Source organism: Cobetia sp. 2AS, from assembly GCF_029846355.1.
Taxonomy (GTDB): Bacteria; Pseudomonadota; Gammaproteobacteria; order Pseudomonadales; family Halomonadaceae; genus Cobetia; species Cobetia amphilecti.
Genome location: NZ_JARWKQ010000001.1, coordinates 706,881 through 724,646 on the forward strand (window position 1 = coordinate 706,881; position 17,766 = coordinate 724,646).

Here is a 17,766-nt window from a genome sequence, read left to right on the forward strand (position 1 = left end):
GTCAGGTCGTCAGCAGCGCCTCGAAGGTCAGGATGGCCACCTCGGCAAGGCCCAGCCCCAGCAGCGCGCCGGCCAGCACATCACTGACGTAATGCAAGCCGAGGATCACCCGGGAAAGCGCGATCAGCAGCGCCAGCGGCGTGACGAGGATGGCAAGCTCCGGCAGCTGTTGAGCGGTCAGGCTGGCGAAGAGGGCAGCATGCAGGGTGTGACCGCTGGGAAAGCTGTAGCGGTCCAGCGGCGGCATGGTGCAGTTGATGGTGTTGAAGGTGATGAACGGACGTTCCCGACATAGCCGCGTCTTGAGCGCGCGGTAGAGCAGCGCCCCGGCACCGGCCGCCAGGCCGAATTCCAGAAACAGCCAGCCGCCCATGGCATGGTGCAGCGGCAGGCTCAGCGTCAGCAGCGCCCATACCGGCCAGTCGCCCAGGCGCGAGACGATACGAAACAGGGTGAGTATCGGCCGGAACAGCGCCAGGCGTGCTACCTGGCGGCACAGGCGCCACTCAAGAAGGTCCAGTCGCTCAAAGACGGGAAGGCTGCGATCGTGCATCGGGCTTCTCCTCGGCGTGGCGCAAGCAGGTCAGAAAGCCCTCGGCGATGCGGCTCCAGCCCAATGGTTCGACGCGCACGCGGGCGGCACGTCCCAGTCTGGCGATGCGGGCCGGCCGCTGGCAGGCCTCCACCGCCTGTTCGATGAAGCGCTCCGGCTGGCTGCAGGGCGCCAGCAGGCCCTGGTGATCATCGCGGATCACCTCGGCGGCCGCCGCGTAATCGAAGGCGATCACGGTCAGTCCGCTGGCCATGGCTTCCAGCACCACATTGCCGAAGGTCTCCGACAGTGACGGGAAGACGAACAGGTCGGCACTGGCGTAATGGGCGGCCAGCGCCTCACCGGTCTGGAAGCCGGCGAAGATCGCCTCGGGCAGGCGCTGTTCCAAGCGTTCGCGCAGCGGGCCGTCTCCCACCAGCACCAGGGCGAGGTCCGGTTGCACGGCCAGCATGGCCTCATAGGTGCGGATCAGCAGCTCGATGTTCTTCTCGGCGGCCAAGCGCCCGACGTGCAGCGCGACGGGTTGCTGTGAGCTGACGCCCCATGACTTGCGCAATGCTTCGCTGCGATGACTGGGCGAGAAGCGCTCGCAATCCAGGCCGCGTCCCACCACCTGCACATGCTCGAAACCTTGCTGCATCAGGCTGTCTGCCTGGGTGCGGGTCGGTACCAGCGTCATGTTGGCGGCATTGTGGAAGCGTCGCAGGCCGCGCCGCACCAGCGGACGTAGCGCCTTGAGCCGGTAGTGGGTGCTGTATTGATCGAAATTGGTATGGAAGCCCGCGACCACCGGCAGGCCCAGACGGCGGGCGACCATCAGCGCGCTGATGCCCAGCGGGCCTTCGGTGGCGATATAGACGACGGAGGGGCGATGCTCGCGCCACATGCGCATCAGGCGCTGCGGTGCCGGCACGCCGACCTGCACGGTGTCATATCCGGGCAGGCGGAAGCCGCGTACCTGAAGCTCCTGCTGGACACGCGGCTCCAGGCTGCCATCTCGGGTGGCGGGACGAATGAGTTGGAGCTCACAGCCGCGTGCGATGAGTTGATCGCATAGATGACTCAAGGTATGAGCCACGCCATTGATCTCCGGATGCCAGGTTTCACTGACGAAGGCAATGCGCTCCATGACGTCTCCCTAGATGACTATTGTGGTCATTATCGAGAGAGGGAGTGACGGCGGCATAACAAGCAGGTGACGAAGCGATGACACACCCTCAACCCCTCACAACTCAGAGGTATGTGGGTTGTCTCATGAATCGTCAAGCAAGGACGACAGTCACCGGCGTGGCACCGGCGCTGTCGTCATCTGGCGGGGATTGGAGGTGGCGCCATGTCGGGCTGGCGCCGTGAAGCAACGCTGGTTCAGCGCTTCTCGAGAATCTCGCGCGGGTCGATCGGCTTGCCGCCGTGGCGCACGTCGAACAGCAATTCATGCTGACCGTTGTTGCCGCGTGCGACGCGACAAAGCGGCGTGCCCGGAGTGACCTGCTGACCCACCTTGACCAGAATCTCGCCGCACTGGGCCAGCACGCTCTGCAGGTTGCCGGAGTGGTGCAGGATGACCACGTTGCCCAGTTGGCGCATGGAGTCGGCGAAGCGCACTTCGCCCCGCGCCGGTGCACTGGCGATGCCGCTGGCGGCGGTACGAATCTGCATGGGCGCCAGCTGGCCATTGCCGTTGGTGCCGAATTCACGCGTCACGCTGCCGGCGGCAGGCCAGCGCCATGACTGGCCCGGCTTCTGCAGCGGGCCGGGGTCCGGGCGGGCGACCAGGCTGCCACCGCTGGCGCGCGCGGCCGGGGCGCTGCGGCTCGGGCCACCGTTGAGCGGCACCGAGATCAGCATGCCGACATCGAGATCATTGGGGTCCTTGCCGGGGTTGGCGGCCTGAATGCGCTGCGGGCTGGCACCGAAATAGCGACCGACCTTGGAGTAGGTGTCGCCGGGGCGCAGCTGATAGCGATACGGGCCGCCGGAGGGAGCCCGCTCACGCGCGGTGGGCACCAGGATGCGCTGACCGACCTTGAGGTCACGAATCTTGACGCCCGGATTGAAGCGCGTGAGGCGCAGCAGGGGAATGTCGGCATCGCGCGCGATCTGCCCCAGGGTATCGCCCTTCTGGATGGTGACCCACTGGCCGGCCGGCGAGCCGGAGTAGCTGCCGGTCGCGCAGCCGCTCAGCCACAGGCCGAGGCAGATCAGCGCCAGCCAGCGCAGCGCGAGGCCGGCCCGCTGCAGAAGTGGACGGTTCACGTCAGGTCCGGCCTGCGCTCGTGCCGAGAAGTCCGCGGCATTCAGGCCGTATTCAGTGTTCATCAATGTCATTCCCTGCACGTGACAGTCGGGCATCCTTGTCCTTCCAGACCTGATTGAGCCATTGCTGGAAGCGCTCGCGATAGGCGGCGTCCGCATGATAGTTGCCGTCCAGCATCCAGGGCTCCAACGGCCGCTGAGTGATGACGAGCGTGATGTCGCCCCCGTGACCGCACAGGAACTGCCAGAAACTGGCATCGGCATGTCGGTAATCGAGGGTGGCATCCAGAATACCGGAAAGTCGATCGCCAAGCGTGTTGATCACCTGGGCACTGCCGCCGGCACGCGGCTTGAGCAGGTGCTGGAAAGGGCTTTGCTGCTGGCTGTGCTTGGCGGGCGTGAAGCGAGTGCCTTCCACGAAGTTGAAGATCGCCATCGGCGCCTGGCGCGAGCGCTCGCACATGCGTCGCGTCGCTTCGCGATCACGCTCGGCGAGCCGCGGATTGCTGGCCAGTTTCTGCTGGCTGTAACGGCGCATGAACGGGAATTCCAGCGCCCACCAGGCAAGGCCGATCACCGGTACCCAGATGAGCTCCTGCTTGAGGAAGAACTTGGGCATCGGCGTACGACGGTGCAGGGCGTACTGGAGAACGAAGATGTCAGTCCAGCTGCGATGATTGGCGATCACCAGCCACCAGCGACGTCGGGCAGACCCATCGCGCAGCGATGGCGGCACGTGGATGTCCCAGCGCGGGCGCAGCACATGGCGAATCCACAGGTTGTTGGTGCCGATCCAGCCCATGGCGAGGCGGTTGAGCCCCTCCAGCATGTGCAACTGCAGGCGGCGCGATGGCGTGATCAGCTTGAGTGCGGCCAGCAGATACAGCGGCAGCGCCCAGCACAGGGTATTGATGATCAGAAAGACAAGGCTGATGACACCTCTGATACTCGACATGCATGACTCCTTCATCAGGTGGCGCCATCGTAATTCACCCAAGAGTGGATGCCCACCCCGCTTGCGTGGGGGATGGCAACCCTGCGTTGCACGAAGCGAACGCCCCCTCAGGTCGAATGGCGGGGCGCACGCAGCTGTGATGAGATGCATCGCCGGTCGTGTGACGGGTCGGTGCAAGGGAAAGGTCGTGGCAGGGCTCACGCTGAAGTCACGCCGGGCACCGTCAATCATCGCCGCCGCTGCGCGGCGATATCTCAGGGAGTGAGAGTGGCATGTGGTTGCAGGGATTATTGATCGGGCTGGCGCTGGCCGCCTTCGTGTTGATTGCCATCGAGGATGTGATCCATCTCAACAAGGCCAAGACGACCTTGTTGCTGGGCACCTTCAGCTGGTTGCTGCTATTCATCTTCGGCCCCGCGGCCCTGGCGGTGGATGATGTCCCCGAGGTCTTGAACGAGAACCTGCTCGAGATCGCCACCTTGTGGCTGTTTCTGATGGCGGCGATGACCTTCGTGGCCTTTCTCAATGCCAAGGGGCTGATCGCCAATCTGATCTACCGCCTGCTGCCGAAACGCATCGGGGAGCGCGGCCTGCTGTATCTGACGGGGCTCTTTGCCTTCGCCTTTTCATCGCTGGCCGACAACATCACCGCGACGCTGGTTTCGCTGACCCTGGTGCTGTCGCTGGGCTTGGCGCCGAAGAAGACGCTGCGCTTTGCGGTGCTGGCGGTATTCGCCGTCAACTCCGGCGGGGTGGCGCTGATCACCGGGGATGTGACCACGCTGATGATCTTCCTGGCGGGCAAGGTGCGCATCAGTGAGCTGATGCTGCTGGCGCTGCCGTCCTTCCTCAGCGTGATGCTGCTGGCGACGCTACTGCTGCCCGGGCTGGGAGGCGAGGTGAACCTGGTGCGCGAGCCGCGCGAGACCCGGCGTCTTGATCGTCTGGTCGCCTGGCTGTTTCTGGCCACCATCCTATCGACCCTCGGGCTCAACGTGCTGTTTGGCGTGCCGCCGCTGCTGACCTTCCTGTTTGGGATGTCGTTGATGTTCCTGCTTGGACATGTCGCCGAACGGCGCAGCGACAGCGAAGAGCGCCGCATACTTGATTACATTCGTATTATCGAATTCGATACATTGCTATTCTTCCTCGGCATCCTGCTGATGGTCGGGGCGCTCAAGGAAGCTCGTCTGCTGGAAGGCCTGGCACAGCTCTATGCCCTGATGCCGGCGATGCAGGCCAATTATCTGGTCGGGCTGCTTTCGGCGCTGGTGGATAACGTGCCGCTGACCGCCGCAGTGCTCAAGGCGGATGTCAGCATGAACGATGCGGAGTGGCTGGCGCTGACCTATGCCGCAGGCGTGGGTGGCTCGCTGCTGGTGATTGGCTCCGCCGCCGGGGTGATCGCGCTTTCCAAGGTGCGCGAGGTGAGCTTCATGAGTTATCTGCGCTTCTTCCCGGCGTTGTTGCTGGCCTACAGCGTGGGCTATCTGGGGGCATACTGGCTGGGCGGGCAGATCACGAACACGCCAGTGACATTGGCGCTCTCGTCTCTGGGCTGATGTGGAAGTTGATGGGGGTGTTCACTACGGCCACAGCCGCTGCCGTAGTCGCTGCCACAGCGGCCGCCTGATGCACTGCCAGATGCGTGGTCGGAAGGGGAATTGGCGCTGTTTGCGGTCGACTGATCATTTTTTGATCAATCTGTCTGCGCTCGCCTGATCTCGATGGCGATACCTAGATGTACAGAGATTCTTCACAGCTTTTTCCACAGCTTCTGTTGATAACCTGTCTGCGACGTTAGGTTTAGAGGCTCAGACACAAGACGCAGGCATGGCGGGGGAAAGCGGCGAGTCGTGCGGTGATGACACCATGGGGTGATGCCATGAAGGGTGATGGCAAGAGAGGGTGTGAAGGGTATGGCATGACAGGGCATGTCACCCGCTGAACACAAGAGCCCCCTACACATGCGTAGGGGGCTGAATGCGACTCATCTCATTGCGCAGTGCTGCCAAGAAGCCGTTACGCGCTGAGCTGGCACAGCGTATGTTCCGGCAGCAGTTGTTCTGCGGGACGCTGTTTTCCTTCTTGTTGAGTCGTCACCGGTGCCGTCGCCAGCAGGGCGATGCCGCCCAGCACCACCATATGCTCGTCACCGTCCGCGAACACCATGCGCTGGGCGTGGGCCGGGTAGTAGTGATACTGCAGCTTGGGATTGATGGGCAGTACCGCATGATGGCGCCCGGTCTGCGGAGCCATGCCGTAGGCCAGCATGCCCTCGCAGACCGCTTCCAGCGTTTCGCCAAGCTCTTCGGCATTGAAGCCGACATGGTGCAGGCGCGGCCCCATCACGGAGAGCCAGGCAGCCAGCGGGTTGGCCTCGAGCAGGCGCTCGAAGGTCGGCCAGTCCGGCATGTCCCACGGACGGCAGGGCGCGAGCAGGTTCTGTCCCTTGCAGTCATCACGATGACTCTGACTGATCAGGCGCTTGAGCAGGTCGCGGTGCATCGGCGGCAGGCTGTTGGCCTGCAGTTCCGCCAGCATGACGGCAGCGCCACCATCCGGGGGAAGCAGCAGATCGACCAGCAGGCCGCGGTCGGCCATGGCGTACTGTTTCACGCGGCGATAGCCCTGGTGATACAGGCTGGGTAACAGTTTCTCGCTTCTGAAAGGCCCCTGATTCAGCGTCAGGAACATCAGATATTCAGGGTTGATGCTGTCTGGCCAGATATCCAGCGCCCCGATGTCGGGATGGCGATGGACGAAGTCCAGCCATAGCTGCTGTTGGAATTCCTTGCGTTGCATGATGCCTCCTTGGACGGCCCCTATGACCTCAGTGCTGGAGCGATTATAGGTAGTCGTGCAAAGGGGTATTCAACGCCATTATCCGTTTTTTCGCGTTTCTTGATCGGAGAGTAAAAATGCCAGTGCTGGTGGCGTATTGCGTGGTTCTCATGGTGTGGTCGACGACACCGCTGGCCATCTCGTGGAGCGCCTCGGGCTGGCTGCCTGCCTGGTCGGCGATGGGCAGAATGTTAATTGCCGCATGCCTCGGTTACCCATTGTTACGCATGATGGGGCTGAAAATTGACCTTTCGCGTGGGGCGCTGCGCAGCTACTCGGCAGCTGCTCTGGGTATCTGGGGTGGCATGTACTTCGCCTACCTCTCTGCGGCCTGGTTACCAAGCGGTATCATGTCGTTACTGTTTGGACTGGCACCTTTGCTATCAGGGCTTTATGCACGCTGGTGGTTGAAAAGTGCTCCACTTGACAAGTTGCAGTGGATGGGGTTTGCGTTGGCATTGAGTGGACTGGCCGTCGCGGTCTCGGATTCCCTGGCGTTGCCGCCGGGCAGCTGGAAGGGAGTGCTGACCATGCTGCTGGCCGTCAATTGCTTCGCGGCCTCTGGGGTACTGGTGCAGCGCGAGCGGGCAGGGCTGCATCCGCTGGTGCAGACGGAGGGGGCGCTGCTGGTCTCTCTGCCGCTCTATCTGGTGTGTGCGCTGATCGTCGATGGCGTGCCGCAGGCCCTGCCGGAGGGGCGTCCGATGGCGGCCATCCTCTACCTTGGCATCTTCGGCTCGCTGATCGGCTACCTGTGCTACTACTTCGTGCTGTCACGCCTGTCGGCCAGTACGGTGGCGCTGGCGACCTTGATCACCCCCATCTTCGCCATGAGCCTGGGCGCGGTGCTCAATGATGAGCTGATCTCCAGCCGCGTGCTCGCCGGGGCCTTGCTGATCGTGATCGGGCTGTGCGCCTATCTGTTCGGCCCGCAGTGGCGGGCGCGCCTGACGTCCCGCCGCCTGTCGCAGGGCTGAGCAGGCCTCGGGCCGCCCGTCTGTCTCTCGAGAGGGCGGGTCTGCACGCAAGGTGTTGCCGAGTCCACCAACGACAAGGGCCGCCCCTGCCGGGGCGGCCCTTGTGTCTTTTCAGGCGCGACTGAGCGCTCTGGCGAGTCGTGCGACGTCAGTCCTGATTGTTCTGGAACAGACGCTTGAGCTCGACCATGGCGGCCTGCTCGCTGTTGACGAGTGCTTTCTGGTCGTGACGGTGCTCGTAGTTCTGCTTGAGCATGTTGTCATCCATTTCCCGGAACGCACGCGCCACTTCCGCCGCGCGAGCACTGGGATAGCCCATCGCCACCAGCAGTTCTCCGCCCATCTCCAGGCTGCTGGCGTAGGTGTCACGAATCACGTGCTCCACGCCCAGTTCCATCAGCTCCCAGGCGTGGTGGCGGTTGCGGGCACGCACGAACAGCTTCAGGTGCGGGAATTGATGGCGCACCATGCGCACGATGCCTGTCGAGGTCTCGGCATCATCGACCGCCACCAGCATGATCCTGGCCTGCTCGGCGCCCGCCGCCCGCAGCAATTCGGCGCGGCTGGCATCGGCGTAGAAGATACGCGACCCGAACTGACGCACGAACTCGACCTGGGTGATATTGGGGTCAAGGGCGGTGAAGTTGATGCCCTGACTCTTGAGCATGCGCGCGCTGATCTGGCCGAAGCGGCCGAAGCCGGCGATGACCACCTGCGGTGTTTCCTCACCGAAGTCCTCATCATAGGGACGCTTGGCTTCGCTGGTGGCGCCGAGGTGGCGGGCATAGCGATAGAGGAAGGGCGTGGCAGCCATCGACAGGGTCACCGCACTGATCACCAGGCTGGTGAGGGTCTGATCGAAGATGCCGGCGGCCATGCCGGCGGTCAGCAGCACGAAGTCGAACTCACCACCCTGTGACAGGACCGCCGCCAGCGGCAGGGCCTCGGCCATCTTGAGGCGTGCGACGCGTCCGACCAGCGTGATGACGATGACCTTGCCGAACATCAGCGCCAGCGTCAGCGCCAGCACGGTCAGCGGACGCTCTATCACCAGCGACACGTCGACCGACATGCCCACGGCCATGAAGAACAGCCCCAGCAGCAGCCCCTTGAAGGGCTCGATGTTGGCTTCCAGCTCGTGACGGTAGACGGTATCGGCCAGCAGCACCCCGGCCAGGAAGGCGCCCAGGGCCATGGACAGCCCCACCCACTCCATCAGCAGCGCCGTGCTGATCACCACGAACAAGGCCGCGGCGGTGAAGATCTCGTGGATCTCGCTGCGCGCGACCATCTTGAGCAGGCGCGGCACGACAAGGCGGCCGACGATGATGACCGCCGCGATCATGCCGATGCCCTTGGCGATGCCGATCCAGTTGGTGCCGGTGGAGGCATCGAAGTTGTCAGCGAACAGCGGCATCAAGGCCAGCAGCGGGATCACCGCCAGGTCCTGGAACAGCAGGATGGCGAAGGTCGACTGGCCGTGCGGCGTCGCCAGCTGCTGATTCTCGCTCAATACCTGCAGCGCGAAAGCGGTCGAGGACAGCGCCAGAATCAGGCCCAGCAACACGGCGGCGGGCAATTCCAGCCCCAGCCACAGGCCGACAGGGGTGAGCAGGGCGCCGCACAGCAGCATCTGGGCGCTGCCCAGGCCCGCAAGCTTGAGGCGCATGTCCCACAGGCGCTTGGGCTCCAGTTCCAGTCCTATCATGAACAGCAGCATGACGACCCCGAATTCGGCGAAGTGCAGTACTTCGCCAGGCTCCGAGATGAAGCCGATCAACGACGGACCCAGCAGTACCCCGATGGCCAGATAGCCCAGGATGGAGCCGAGGCCCAGACGCTGGAAAAGTGGCACGGCAACCACCGCGCACCCCAGCAGCACGGCGCCTTCCATCAACATGTTCATGTGCGTGTCCTTGTGCATACACGGGCGGAGAAGGCAGCGATTGTCGCTGCCCCCTCCTTTTGTCGCAAGCGGCAAGGTGCGCAAGATGCGACCCTGTGCACAGCGTTGTGGTGCGAGTGAGTGTCGTGACCAGGGGCGGGAGGCGGTGACGCAGGCACAAAAAAGCCCCCGCCAATGGCGAGGGCTTCAGCAGTGAAGCGGCTGATGGCGGCGATCAGGCCTGCGGCATCAGAGCTTCGTCCTGCACGTACTGGTTGAATTCGGTGAAGCCACCAATGTGGGTCTGATCGACGAAGATCTGCGGCACGGTCTCGACCGGCTTGCCGATGGTCTTTTCCATGTCGGCCTTGCTGATGCCTTCGGCATGGATGTCGATGTAGCGGAAGTCGAAATCATCGCGCTTGGCGGTGAGCTCTTCCGCGAGGTCCTTGGCGCGGACACAGAAAGGGCAACCCGGACGACCGAAAATGACTGCAAGCATGAGACTCTCCTAAGGTTCGTGACTCTCGTTCAGCCCGTACTGGGTGGGCCGAGAAAATGGCGCCGGCACTGCCGGTGAGTAATCGATGGCCGCCATTGTGCTTGAGCCTGCCCGGGTTTGCCAATTGAGCCGTACTACCAAAGTCATTGGGGCAATCAATCACTGCCGTGCTGAGGATTAGCCCATCAGCAGCAGATTGGCGCCAAAGCCACCGACGATCAGCAGCGTGAACAGGATCAGCGCGAGCAGGAAAGGCTTCATGCCCAGTGAGCGCAGACGATCGATGCGAGTCTCGACGCCCAGGCCCGCCATGGCCATGGTCAGTGCCACGCTGCCGAGGGTAGAGAGGCTTGAGTGCACTGCCGCCGGGATCTCGCCGGTGCTGTTGATGCCGGCCATGGCGATGAAGCCCAGCGCGAACCACGGAATCGTCATGCTGCCGCCGGTTTCGCGGTCATCGCCCTCGGTACGGGCACGCATGGCCCACAGCTTCGGCAACAGCAGCAGGAAGGGTACCAGCATCATCACGCGCATCAACTTGACGATCAGCGCATTGGCCAGGGCGTCCGGGCCGACCGCTTCACCGGCGGCCACGACCTGAGCGACCTCGTGGATGGTGGAACCGATATAGATGCCGAACAGGCCTTCATGCATGCCGCTCAGCGGGTAGAGCAGCGGGTAGACCAGCATCGCCAGCGAGCCGAACAGCACCACCGTGGCGACGGCCATGGCGGTGGCCGCCGGGCGTGCCTTGATCATCGATTCGGTCGCCAGTACCGCCGCGGCGCCACAGATGGCGGAACCGGCACTGGTCAGCAGTGCGGTGTCGCGGTCCAGCCCCAGCCAGCGCGTGCCGATGAAGTAGCCGCTGCTCAGCACCGCGGTGATCACCAGCACATCGAGGAAGACGACGCTCCAGCCCAGGCCGAGAATCTGCTGCAGGGTGATGGAGAGGCCGAACAGGATGATGCCGAGACGCAGCAGCTTCTTGGTCGCGATATGCAGCCCCGGGGAGAGCGCCGCGGCGTGCCGGCTGGTGATCGGCAGGTTGCCGACCACGATGCCGCACAGCAGGGCGAAAACCAGCGGGCTGATGCCGGTGGAGGCCAGCGCCGGAATGGAATGCAATGCCAGTCCCACCAGGGTCAGGCCGCCACACAGGGCGAGGCCCGGCAACATGCGGCGCAAGCGCTCGGCAGTGGCGGGGGGAGTCAGGGTCTGTGCGTCCATGAGCATTCTCCTTGAGGAAAGTGGCCTATCCCGTGCGGAACATGGCCTGTCTTGTTATGGGTCGTGCGCTGGCGTGGGGTGCACGGCTGTCATCGGCAAGGGCGCTTGAGTCTGCGTCGCTTGCTTAGTGTCTCTGGTTTGATGATTAGTCTATTCGGGAATATTATTCGGCAGTTAGTCGATTATTCTTTTATTACATACCGGAAAAACCGATATGCAGATCCACATCACGCTGCGCCAGTTGCAAGTGTTCGTGGCGGTGACCCGCCATGGCTCCGTCAGTGCCGCGGCGCGCGAGATCGGCCTGTCGCAATCGGCGGCGAGTCAGGGGCTATCCGAGCTTGAGCGTCATCTCGAGGTGCAGCTGTTCGAGCGCCTCGGCCGCCGTCTGGCCCTGAACGCCAATGGCCGTCGCCTGCTGGCGCGCGCCGAGCAATTGCTGGAGCAGACCCACGCGCTGGAGCTGGAGGCGCGTGAGCCCGGCGTGGTGGATGGCAACCTGCGTGGCGAGCTGGAAATCGCCGCCAGCGCGACCATCGGCACCTGGTTGTTGCCGGGGCTGGCGGGGGCCTTCATGCGCGAACATCCGGGTACCGAGCTCAATCTGCGCCTGCGCAATACCCATCAGGTGGTGGAAGCGGTGCTCAACTATGACGCCGAACTCGGCCTGATCGAGGGTGACTGCCATGCGCCGCGCCTGATGAGTCAGACCTGGCGTGAGGATGAGCTGGTGGTGGTGGCGCCGCCGAGCCATCCGCTGGCCGTGCGTGGCGTGGCGCTCAGCGACGAGGACCTCGCCACGGCCGACTGGATTCTGCGCGAGGGGGGCTCGGGCACGCGGGCGGTCTTCGAGCGTGCACTGCACGGGCGGATCGAGCGCCTCAAGGTGCGCATGGAGCTGGGCCAGCACGAGGCTATCAAGCAGGCCGTGTTCGCCGGGCTGGGGCTGGGGTGTCTGTCGCGGCTGTCGGTGGCGGCCGAGATCGCGCGTGGCGAGCTGGTGGTGCTGGCCACGCCCCAGCTCAACCTGAAGCGGCGCTTCTCGATGCTGTGGCACCCGGAGCGTTATCGCAGCCCGCTGTGGCAGGCGGTCAAGGTCTATCTGGAAGCCAGCCCGCGCTGAGCCGTCGAGGACGGAGCCGCCGCGCGCTTGATAGTTTGCTAACATAGGCGCTCCCCGCGAGCCGGCTGCCGCTGAGCCACGCCGCTGAGCCACGCCACTGAGCCTGAGCTACCGCGCCTGAGCTACCGCGCCTGAGCTACTGCGCCTGAGCTACTGCGCCTGAGCCACGGGGAGCGTAACGGTCTGTCTAGCGTCCATGGAGATGATGATGAGCACAACGGTCGAGCTTTATTACCACGAGAGCGATGCTCGTGATGGCGCCGAGGAACAGACAACGAGCCAGCAGGACGCGACGCCGCTGGTCATTCTTCACGGCCTGTTCGGCAGTGCCGACAACTGGCGTTCGCATATCAAGTCATGGTCGCGGACGCGCCGCGTGATTGCGGTGGATCTGCGCAACCACGGCCGCAGCCCGCACGTGGCCGGCATGAGCTACCCCGAGCAGGCCGCGGATGTCATCGCGCTGCTCGACAGCCTCGCCATCGAGCGCTGTGACCTGCTGGGCCACTCGATGGGCGGCAAGGTCGCCATGCAGGTCGCGCTCGAGGCGCCCGAGCGTCTGCGCAGCCTGCTGGTCGCCGATATCGCGCCGGTCGCTTATGGCCACGGGCATGACGATATCTTTGCCGCCTTCGAGGCGGTACGTGACGCGCGCCCGGCCTCACGCAAGGAGGCTGATACGGTGATGGCGCAGCATGTCGATACCCCGGCCATTCGCCAGTTCCTCGCCACCAATCTGGTGCGTCTCGACGATGGCGCCATGGGCTGGCGCGTCGGGCTGGACCATATCGCGGCGGGCTACCCGCAGGTCGTCGAGGCGCCGCACGGTCAGGGGCCGGTCGAGCTGCCGGCGCTGCTGTTGTGGGGCTCGCGCTCCAACTATGTGCAGTCCGAGGGCCTGGCGACGATGCGCGAGCACTTCCCTGCGCTGGAAGATGACTCGCTGGAGGCCGGCCATTGGCTGCACGCCGAGCGTGCCAGCGAGTTCCAGCAGGCGGTGGTGGCGTTCCTTGATCGCGTCGCACGCGCTTGAGTACGCCGAGCCGTCACTCCGAAAATCGTCAGCCGGCCGCGAGCGAGCGGGTCATCCCGCCGGTGACCACCCACGAGCGCCTGGTGGTGGCACTGGTCACCCTGCTGCAGTTCGCCGTCATCATGGGCTTCACCATGGTGATGGCGCTGGGCCCCGACTTTGCCACCTCGCTGGGCATTCCGCTGGATCACCTTGGCTATATCGTCGGCAGTTATCCGCTGGCCGCCGCGGTGGGCACTCTGCTGTGGACGCGACACGCCGATCGCTTCGACCGGCGCTGGGCGGTGCTGGGCTTCCTGTTCGGTGCGGCGCTCTGTCACCTGATCGCCAGCTTCGCCACCGACTTCGAGACCCTGCTGGCGGCGCGCATGCTGGGCGGACTGTTCGGCGGGCCGGCGGCGGCGACGGCGCTGGCCATCGTGATCGACGTGGTGCCGGGAGTACGCCGGGGGCGTGCCATGGGCCTGGTGATGGGCGCCTTCTCGGTGGCCTCGGTGCTGGGGCTGCCGTTTGCGCTGTGGCTGTCGCAGGGCTTCGGCTGGCAGGCGCCATTTCGCGCCGTGGCGCTGTTGGCGCTGCTGGTGTGCGGGCTGCTGGCCTGGATACTGCCGCCGATCCGCGGCCATCTCGATAACCCCGAGACGCGTCAGCGCAGCCGCAAGGGCACCACGATCCTGGCCATCCTGGCCCAGCCCGACCATCGGCTGGGGCTGGCGCTGATCGCCACGGCGATGTTCAGCAACTTCCTGGTGATTCCCAACCTGGCAAGCTATCTGCTGTTCAATCTGGGCCTGCCGCGCGAGGATCTCGGTGGGCTCTACATGATCGGTGGCGGCCTGTCGCTGGTCGGCATGCAGCTGACGGGACGGCTGTGTGATCGCTATGGCTGTGTCTGGCCGGGCACCATCACCTGCCTGATGACGGCGCTGGTCGGCTGGGCCTTCCTGCTGCATTCGCCGGGACCGTCGCTGATCTGGATCGGTTTTGGCGCCTACATGCTGTTCTCGTCGGCGCGGCGTGTGACCCAGAATACGCTCAACAGCTTCATTCCCGCCGACCACGAGCGGGCAGCCTTCACCAGCACCCAGAGTGCCGTGCAGCATCTGAGTTCTGCCGCCGGCAGCTATGTAGGCGCCGGACTGCTGGTCAGCACGCCGAGCGGCGCGTTGGAGGGCATGCCGCTGCTGGTCGCGGTGCTGATGATCGCGCTGGTGATTCAGCCGCTGCAGATTCTGTGGCTGTCGCGTCGCCTGGCACGCCGCTAGCGCTTGTGGAATAGGCACAAGACGGCGAGAGTGAGCCGGTCCTGAACCCAAAACGCCCTGTCGGAATCTCCGGCAGGGCGTTTTGCATTGGGCGCGCTCAAGCGCTCAGCGTCTCAGGGCGCGTTGACGTCGACGGCCAGGTGGCTCAGCGACTGGCGCTTCTTGATCATGCCGCGCTCGAACAGGAAGTCCTCGAAGTCACGGTAGCGGCCGGCATCCAGCGCGGCAGGACGCAGCGCGAAGCGCGGCAGGGTGGCGTACCAGGCTTCCTTGTTGAGCTCGGTATCCAGTGCCGGGTCGGAGTCGCGGAACATTTCCCAGCCCTGGTCCGGGTGATTGATGATCCAGGCGGTGGCTTCGCCGACGGCGGCGAGGAAGCCGGCGTACTGGGTCTGCTTGCGCTCGTAGCTGTCGCTGTTGGCGACGAAGATCAGCTCGTCATAGGTCGGCACGCCTTCTTCCTCGATGTAGAAGGCGCGGCCCTTGACGCCTTCCTGGGCCATCTGGGCCAGCTCGAAGTTGCGGAAGGCGCCGGTGACGGCATCGACCTTGCGCGTCAGCAGTGACGGCGTCAGCGAGAAGTTGACGTTGGTCAGCGTGATGTCATCCAGCGTCAGGCCGCTGTGCTGCAGCATGGTGGATAGCAGCACTTCCTCGACACCGCCGACCGAGTAGCCGACCCGCTTGCCCTTGAGGTCGGCGATCGACTGGATGTCGCTGTCGGCGCGTACCACCACCACATTCAGCGGCGTGGCGACCAGGGTGCCGATACGTACCAGCGGCAGGCCCTGATCGATCTGCAGGTGCAGCTGCGGCTGATAGCTGATGGCGATGTCGACGCGCTCGGCGGCGGCCAGCTTGGGCGGCACGCTCGGGTCGGCGGGGGCGATCAGCTCGACATCAAGGCCGTGCTTCTTGAACAGGCCCAGCTCCTGCGCCAGCACCAGCGGGGCGTGGCCGGGGTTGGTGTACCAGTCGAGCATGACCTTGAACTGCGTCAATGGCTGCTCGGCGGTGGCAGCGTCCTTGGTAGCGTCATTGGCAACGTCCTTGGAGTCAGCATCAGCGCTCTGTTCGTCGCTGGCGGCTGGCGGGGCATCCGCGGTCGGTTCAGTACCGTTCTTCGCCTGTTCGGCGGCGCCGGCGGTCGCTTCGACGGCTTCCTGGCTTGCCACCGGCGCCGAGGCGGCCGAGTCGCCGTTCACTCCGACCTCGGCCTGTTGAGCGACGATTTCCGGCGCTGACTGGGTGCTGGTGGCGGGTTCTGCCTCGGCGGCGTGGGCCGACATGGCGGTGGCTGGCAGGCTGCTCAGGCACAGCGTGGTCAGCAGGGTGGCGAAGGCGGTGGACAGCAGTGAGGCACGCGGTGAACGTGTCGGCTGCGCTTTGCGCCGTGGCGCCGATGACGAAAGAGACATGGCGGAGTTCCTTGTGATCACAGGGTAGTGGTGCTGCCGTTCGTGGGCGGCAGTCGTCAGGCTCATGCAATTTGTGTCGAGCGTCGTTGCGTCTTTCGGTAACGCGATCTTGCGGTCATGCGGTCATGCAGTGTCTGCCCGAAGGCCAGTCGTCTTGACCCGGGTGTATCAGCTCAGGCGTGTCAGCTCAGACGTGTCAGCCGGTCGCGGTGCCATGGCATCAGGGCGCGCAGCAGCGCATCCAGCGAGAAATAGAGCAGCAGGGAGAAGGCGACCAGCACCAGCAGGGCGGCGAACATCAGGTCGATTTCCATGCGCGCGTTGGCGTTGAGCATCAGATAGCCCAGCCCCTGACTGGCACCGGCCCATTCCCCGATGACGGCGCCGATGGGGGCGGCGGTCGCGGCCATGCGAATGCCGGAGGCCAGTGCCGGCAGCGCGGCGGGCAGCTGGATGTGGATCAGTCGGCGCCATGGGCTGGCACCCAGGGTATGGGCAAGATCCAGCCAGCCCTGTCGGGTCTGACGCAGGCCGTCGTAGCCGGTGGAGGCGACCGGGAAATAGATGATCAACGTCGCCATCACCACCTTGGACAGCATGTCATAGCCGAGCCACAGCACCAGCAGCGGCGCGATCGCGAACAGCGGTATCACCTGGCTGATCAGCAGCATCGGCAGCAGCGTGCGGCGCAGGCGGGGAATGAAGGCCAGCGCCAGCGCGGTGGCAAGGCCGAGCAGAATGCCCAGCACCAGCCCGGCCAGTATCTCGCTGATGGTGACGCCAGCGTGATGGGCCAGCAGCGGCGCCTTCTGGATCAGTACCTCGAGCACGGCCTGCGGTGTGGGCAGAATGTAGGGTGGTACGGCGGTGACGGCAATGATCAGCTGCCACAGCCCCAGCAGGAGCAGCGCGCTGATGACGAGGTGACGCATGGCGTGCAGACGTTTCATGCGGCCTCCTCGCTATCACGCAGGCGGGCGATCAGTTGCGCCTGCGCCGGTGGCAGGGCCGGGTCATCCAGCGGCACCGGGCGTGCGGCGCCAAGCCCCGGCAGGCGTTCCAGCTCGGCGCCGTGGCCCGGGATGCGCGAGGGGCGCAGCACCAGCAGTTGATCGGCAAGGCGCAATGCCTCCAGCGGGTCATGGGTCACCATCAGGACGGTGCGGCCCCTGAGCAGGCGGCTGGCCAGATCATGCAGCTCCAGACGGGTGATGGCATCCACCGCCGAGAACGGCTCATCCATCATCACGACCGGTGCCTGCTGGTAAAGCGTGCGGGCGAGGGCGACGCGCTGGCGCTGACCGCCGGAGAGGGCGTCCGGCCAGGCCTGCTCACGGCCCTCAAGCCCGACCGCGGCCAGCAGCTCATGGGCAAGCTTGCGATTGCGCGGCCGCCGGCGCAGGTCATCGCCCAGCCACAGGTTGTCGATGACGCGCCGCCACGGCAGCAGCAGGTCCTGCTGCGCCATCCAGGCCACGCGGTCGGTCAGCGGCTGACCGTCATCGGTGGCGAGGTCGAGCTGGTGGAGGTCTGACATCTCCAGGCCGGCCAGCAGGCGCAGCAGCGAACTCTTGCCGCAGCCGGAGCGCCCAAGCAGTGCCGTCCAGCTACCGGCCTCCAGACGCGCGGAAATATCGCGGAACAGCGTGTGGCCGGCGTAATCGATTCGTGCGTTGTTGAGGGTGAGTCCCAGCGACACAGGCAATTCCGTGGTCAGGCGGCGTG

At 64.8% G+C, this 17,766-nt stretch carries 16 protein-coding genes; 5 read left to right on the forward strand and 11 right to left on the reverse strand.

Annotation, left to right across the window (positions count from 1 at the left end):
• Position 1: 1 nt before the first annotated feature.
• The 4 genes from QD356_RS03025 to QD356_RS03040 form a co-directional block, all read right to left on the reverse strand.
• Positions 2-553 carry a phosphatase PAP2 family protein gene (locus tag QD356_RS03025; RefSeq protein ID WP_043335024.1) on the reverse strand — a complete coding sequence of 184 codons (552 nt, stop codon included), beginning with the start codon at positions 551-553 and terminating at the stop codon, positions 2-4.
• Positions 525-1,682, reverse strand: a complete 1,158-nt coding sequence (locus tag QD356_RS03030; RefSeq protein ID WP_192837932.1) for a glycosyltransferase family 1 protein — start codon at positions 1,680-1,682, stop codon at positions 525-527. The genes QD356_RS03025 and QD356_RS03030 overlap by 29 nt, the downstream gene beginning before the upstream one ends.
• 236 nt (positions 1,683-1,918) lie before the next feature.
• Positions 1,919-2,872, reverse strand: coding sequence for a LysM peptidoglycan-binding domain-containing protein (locus tag QD356_RS03035; RefSeq protein WP_192837933.1), 954 nt, complete (start codon positions 2,870-2,872; stop codon positions 1,919-1,921).
• Positions 2,862-3,764 carry an acyltransferase gene (locus QD356_RS03040; protein WP_192837934.1) on the reverse strand — a complete coding sequence of 301 codons (903 nt, stop codon included), beginning with the start codon at positions 3,762-3,764 and terminating at the stop codon, positions 2,862-2,864. Before QD356_RS03040 ends, QD356_RS03035 begins: the two co-directional genes overlap by 11 nt.
• A 272-nt stretch (positions 3,765-4,036) precedes the next feature.
• Here QD356_RS03040 and nhaD point away from each other — a divergent pair, with 272 nt between their 5' ends.
• The gene (gene nhaD, locus QD356_RS03045; protein WP_192837935.1) at positions 4,037-5,326 is read left to right on the forward strand and encodes a sodium:proton antiporter NhaD; all 1,290 of its coding nucleotides are present in this window, start codon (positions 4,037-4,039) and stop codon (positions 5,324-5,326) included.
• 460 nt (positions 5,327-5,786) lie between these two features.
• Here nhaD and QD356_RS03050 read toward each other — a convergent pair whose 3' ends face one another.
• A complete protein-coding gene (locus QD356_RS03050) occupies positions 5,787-6,569 on the reverse strand; it encodes a DUF1338 family protein (protein ID WP_043335032.1) in 783 nt (260 codons plus the stop codon).
• A gap of 149 nt (positions 6,570-6,718) precedes the next feature.
• On the opposite strand from QD356_RS03050, the gene QD356_RS03055 reads away from it, so the two are divergent.
• On the forward strand, positions 6,719-7,585 hold the full coding sequence (locus QD356_RS03055) for a DMT family transporter (RefSeq protein ID WP_225996441.1): 867 nt from the start codon (positions 6,719-6,721) through the stop codon (positions 7,583-7,585).
• Positions 7,586-7,733: 148 nt separating this feature from the next.
• On the opposite strand, the gene QD356_RS03060 is transcribed toward QD356_RS03055, so the two are convergent.
• The 3 genes from QD356_RS03060 to QD356_RS03070 form a co-directional block, all read right to left on the reverse strand.
• Positions 7,734-9,491 (reverse strand): monovalent cation:proton antiporter-2 (CPA2) family protein, encoded by a 1,758-nt coding sequence (locus tag QD356_RS03060; RefSeq protein ID WP_192837937.1) that lies wholly within the window; start codon positions 9,489-9,491, stop codon positions 7,734-7,736.
• A 214-nt stretch (positions 9,492-9,705) separates the two neighbouring features.
• Positions 9,706-9,972 carry a GrxA family glutaredoxin gene (locus QD356_RS03065; RefSeq protein ID WP_043335038.1) on the reverse strand — a complete coding sequence of 89 codons (267 nt, stop codon included), beginning with the start codon at positions 9,970-9,972 and terminating at the stop codon, positions 9,706-9,708.
• A 177-nt stretch (positions 9,973-10,149) separates the two neighbouring features.
• A complete protein-coding gene (locus QD356_RS03070) occupies positions 10,150-11,202 on the reverse strand; it encodes a YeiH family protein (RefSeq protein ID WP_225996387.1) in 1,053 nt (350 codons plus the stop codon).
• Positions 11,203-11,416: 214 nt separating this feature from the next.
• On the opposite strand from QD356_RS03070, the gene QD356_RS03075 reads away from it, so the two are divergent.
• The 3 genes from QD356_RS03075 (at position 11,417) to QD356_RS03085 (ending at position 14,623) form a co-directional block, all read left to right on the forward strand.
• Positions 11,417-12,325, forward strand: coding sequence for a LysR substrate-binding domain-containing protein (locus QD356_RS03075; RefSeq protein WP_043335040.1), 909 nt, complete (start codon positions 11,417-11,419; stop codon positions 12,323-12,325).
• 208 nt (positions 12,326-12,533) lie between these two features.
• Positions 12,534-13,358 (forward strand): alpha/beta fold hydrolase, encoded by an 825-nt coding sequence (locus QD356_RS03080; RefSeq protein ID WP_318833281.1) that lies wholly within the window; start codon positions 12,534-12,536, stop codon positions 13,356-13,358.
• On the forward strand, positions 13,355-14,623 hold the full coding sequence (locus QD356_RS03085; RefSeq protein ID WP_192837939.1) for an MFS transporter: 1,269 nt from the start codon (positions 13,355-13,357) through the stop codon (positions 14,621-14,623). Before QD356_RS03080 ends, QD356_RS03085 begins: the two co-directional genes overlap by 4 nt.
• A gap of 113 nt (positions 14,624-14,736) precedes the next feature.
• Here QD356_RS03085 and QD356_RS03090 read toward each other — a convergent pair whose 3' ends face one another.
• The 3 genes from QD356_RS03090 to QD356_RS03100 all read right to left on the reverse strand — a co-directional run bounded on the left by QD356_RS03090 (position 14,737) and on the right by QD356_RS03100 (position 17,740).
• Positions 14,737-16,041 (reverse strand): ABC transporter substrate-binding protein, encoded by a 1,305-nt coding sequence (locus tag QD356_RS03090; RefSeq protein ID WP_225996388.1) that lies wholly within the window; start codon positions 16,039-16,041, stop codon positions 14,737-14,739.
• 182 nt (positions 16,042-16,223) lie between these two features.
• Positions 16,224-16,991, reverse strand: coding sequence for an ABC transporter permease (locus QD356_RS03095; RefSeq protein WP_054556747.1), 768 nt, complete (start codon positions 16,989-16,991; stop codon positions 16,224-16,226).
• Positions 16,988-17,740: an ABC transporter ATP-binding protein gene (locus QD356_RS03100; protein ID WP_279876714.1), complete on the reverse strand. Its 753-nt coding sequence runs from the start codon at positions 17,738-17,740 to the stop codon at positions 16,988-16,990. The genes QD356_RS03095 and QD356_RS03100 overlap by 4 nt, the downstream gene beginning before the upstream one ends.
• Positions 17,741-17,766 lie beyond the last annotated feature (26 nt).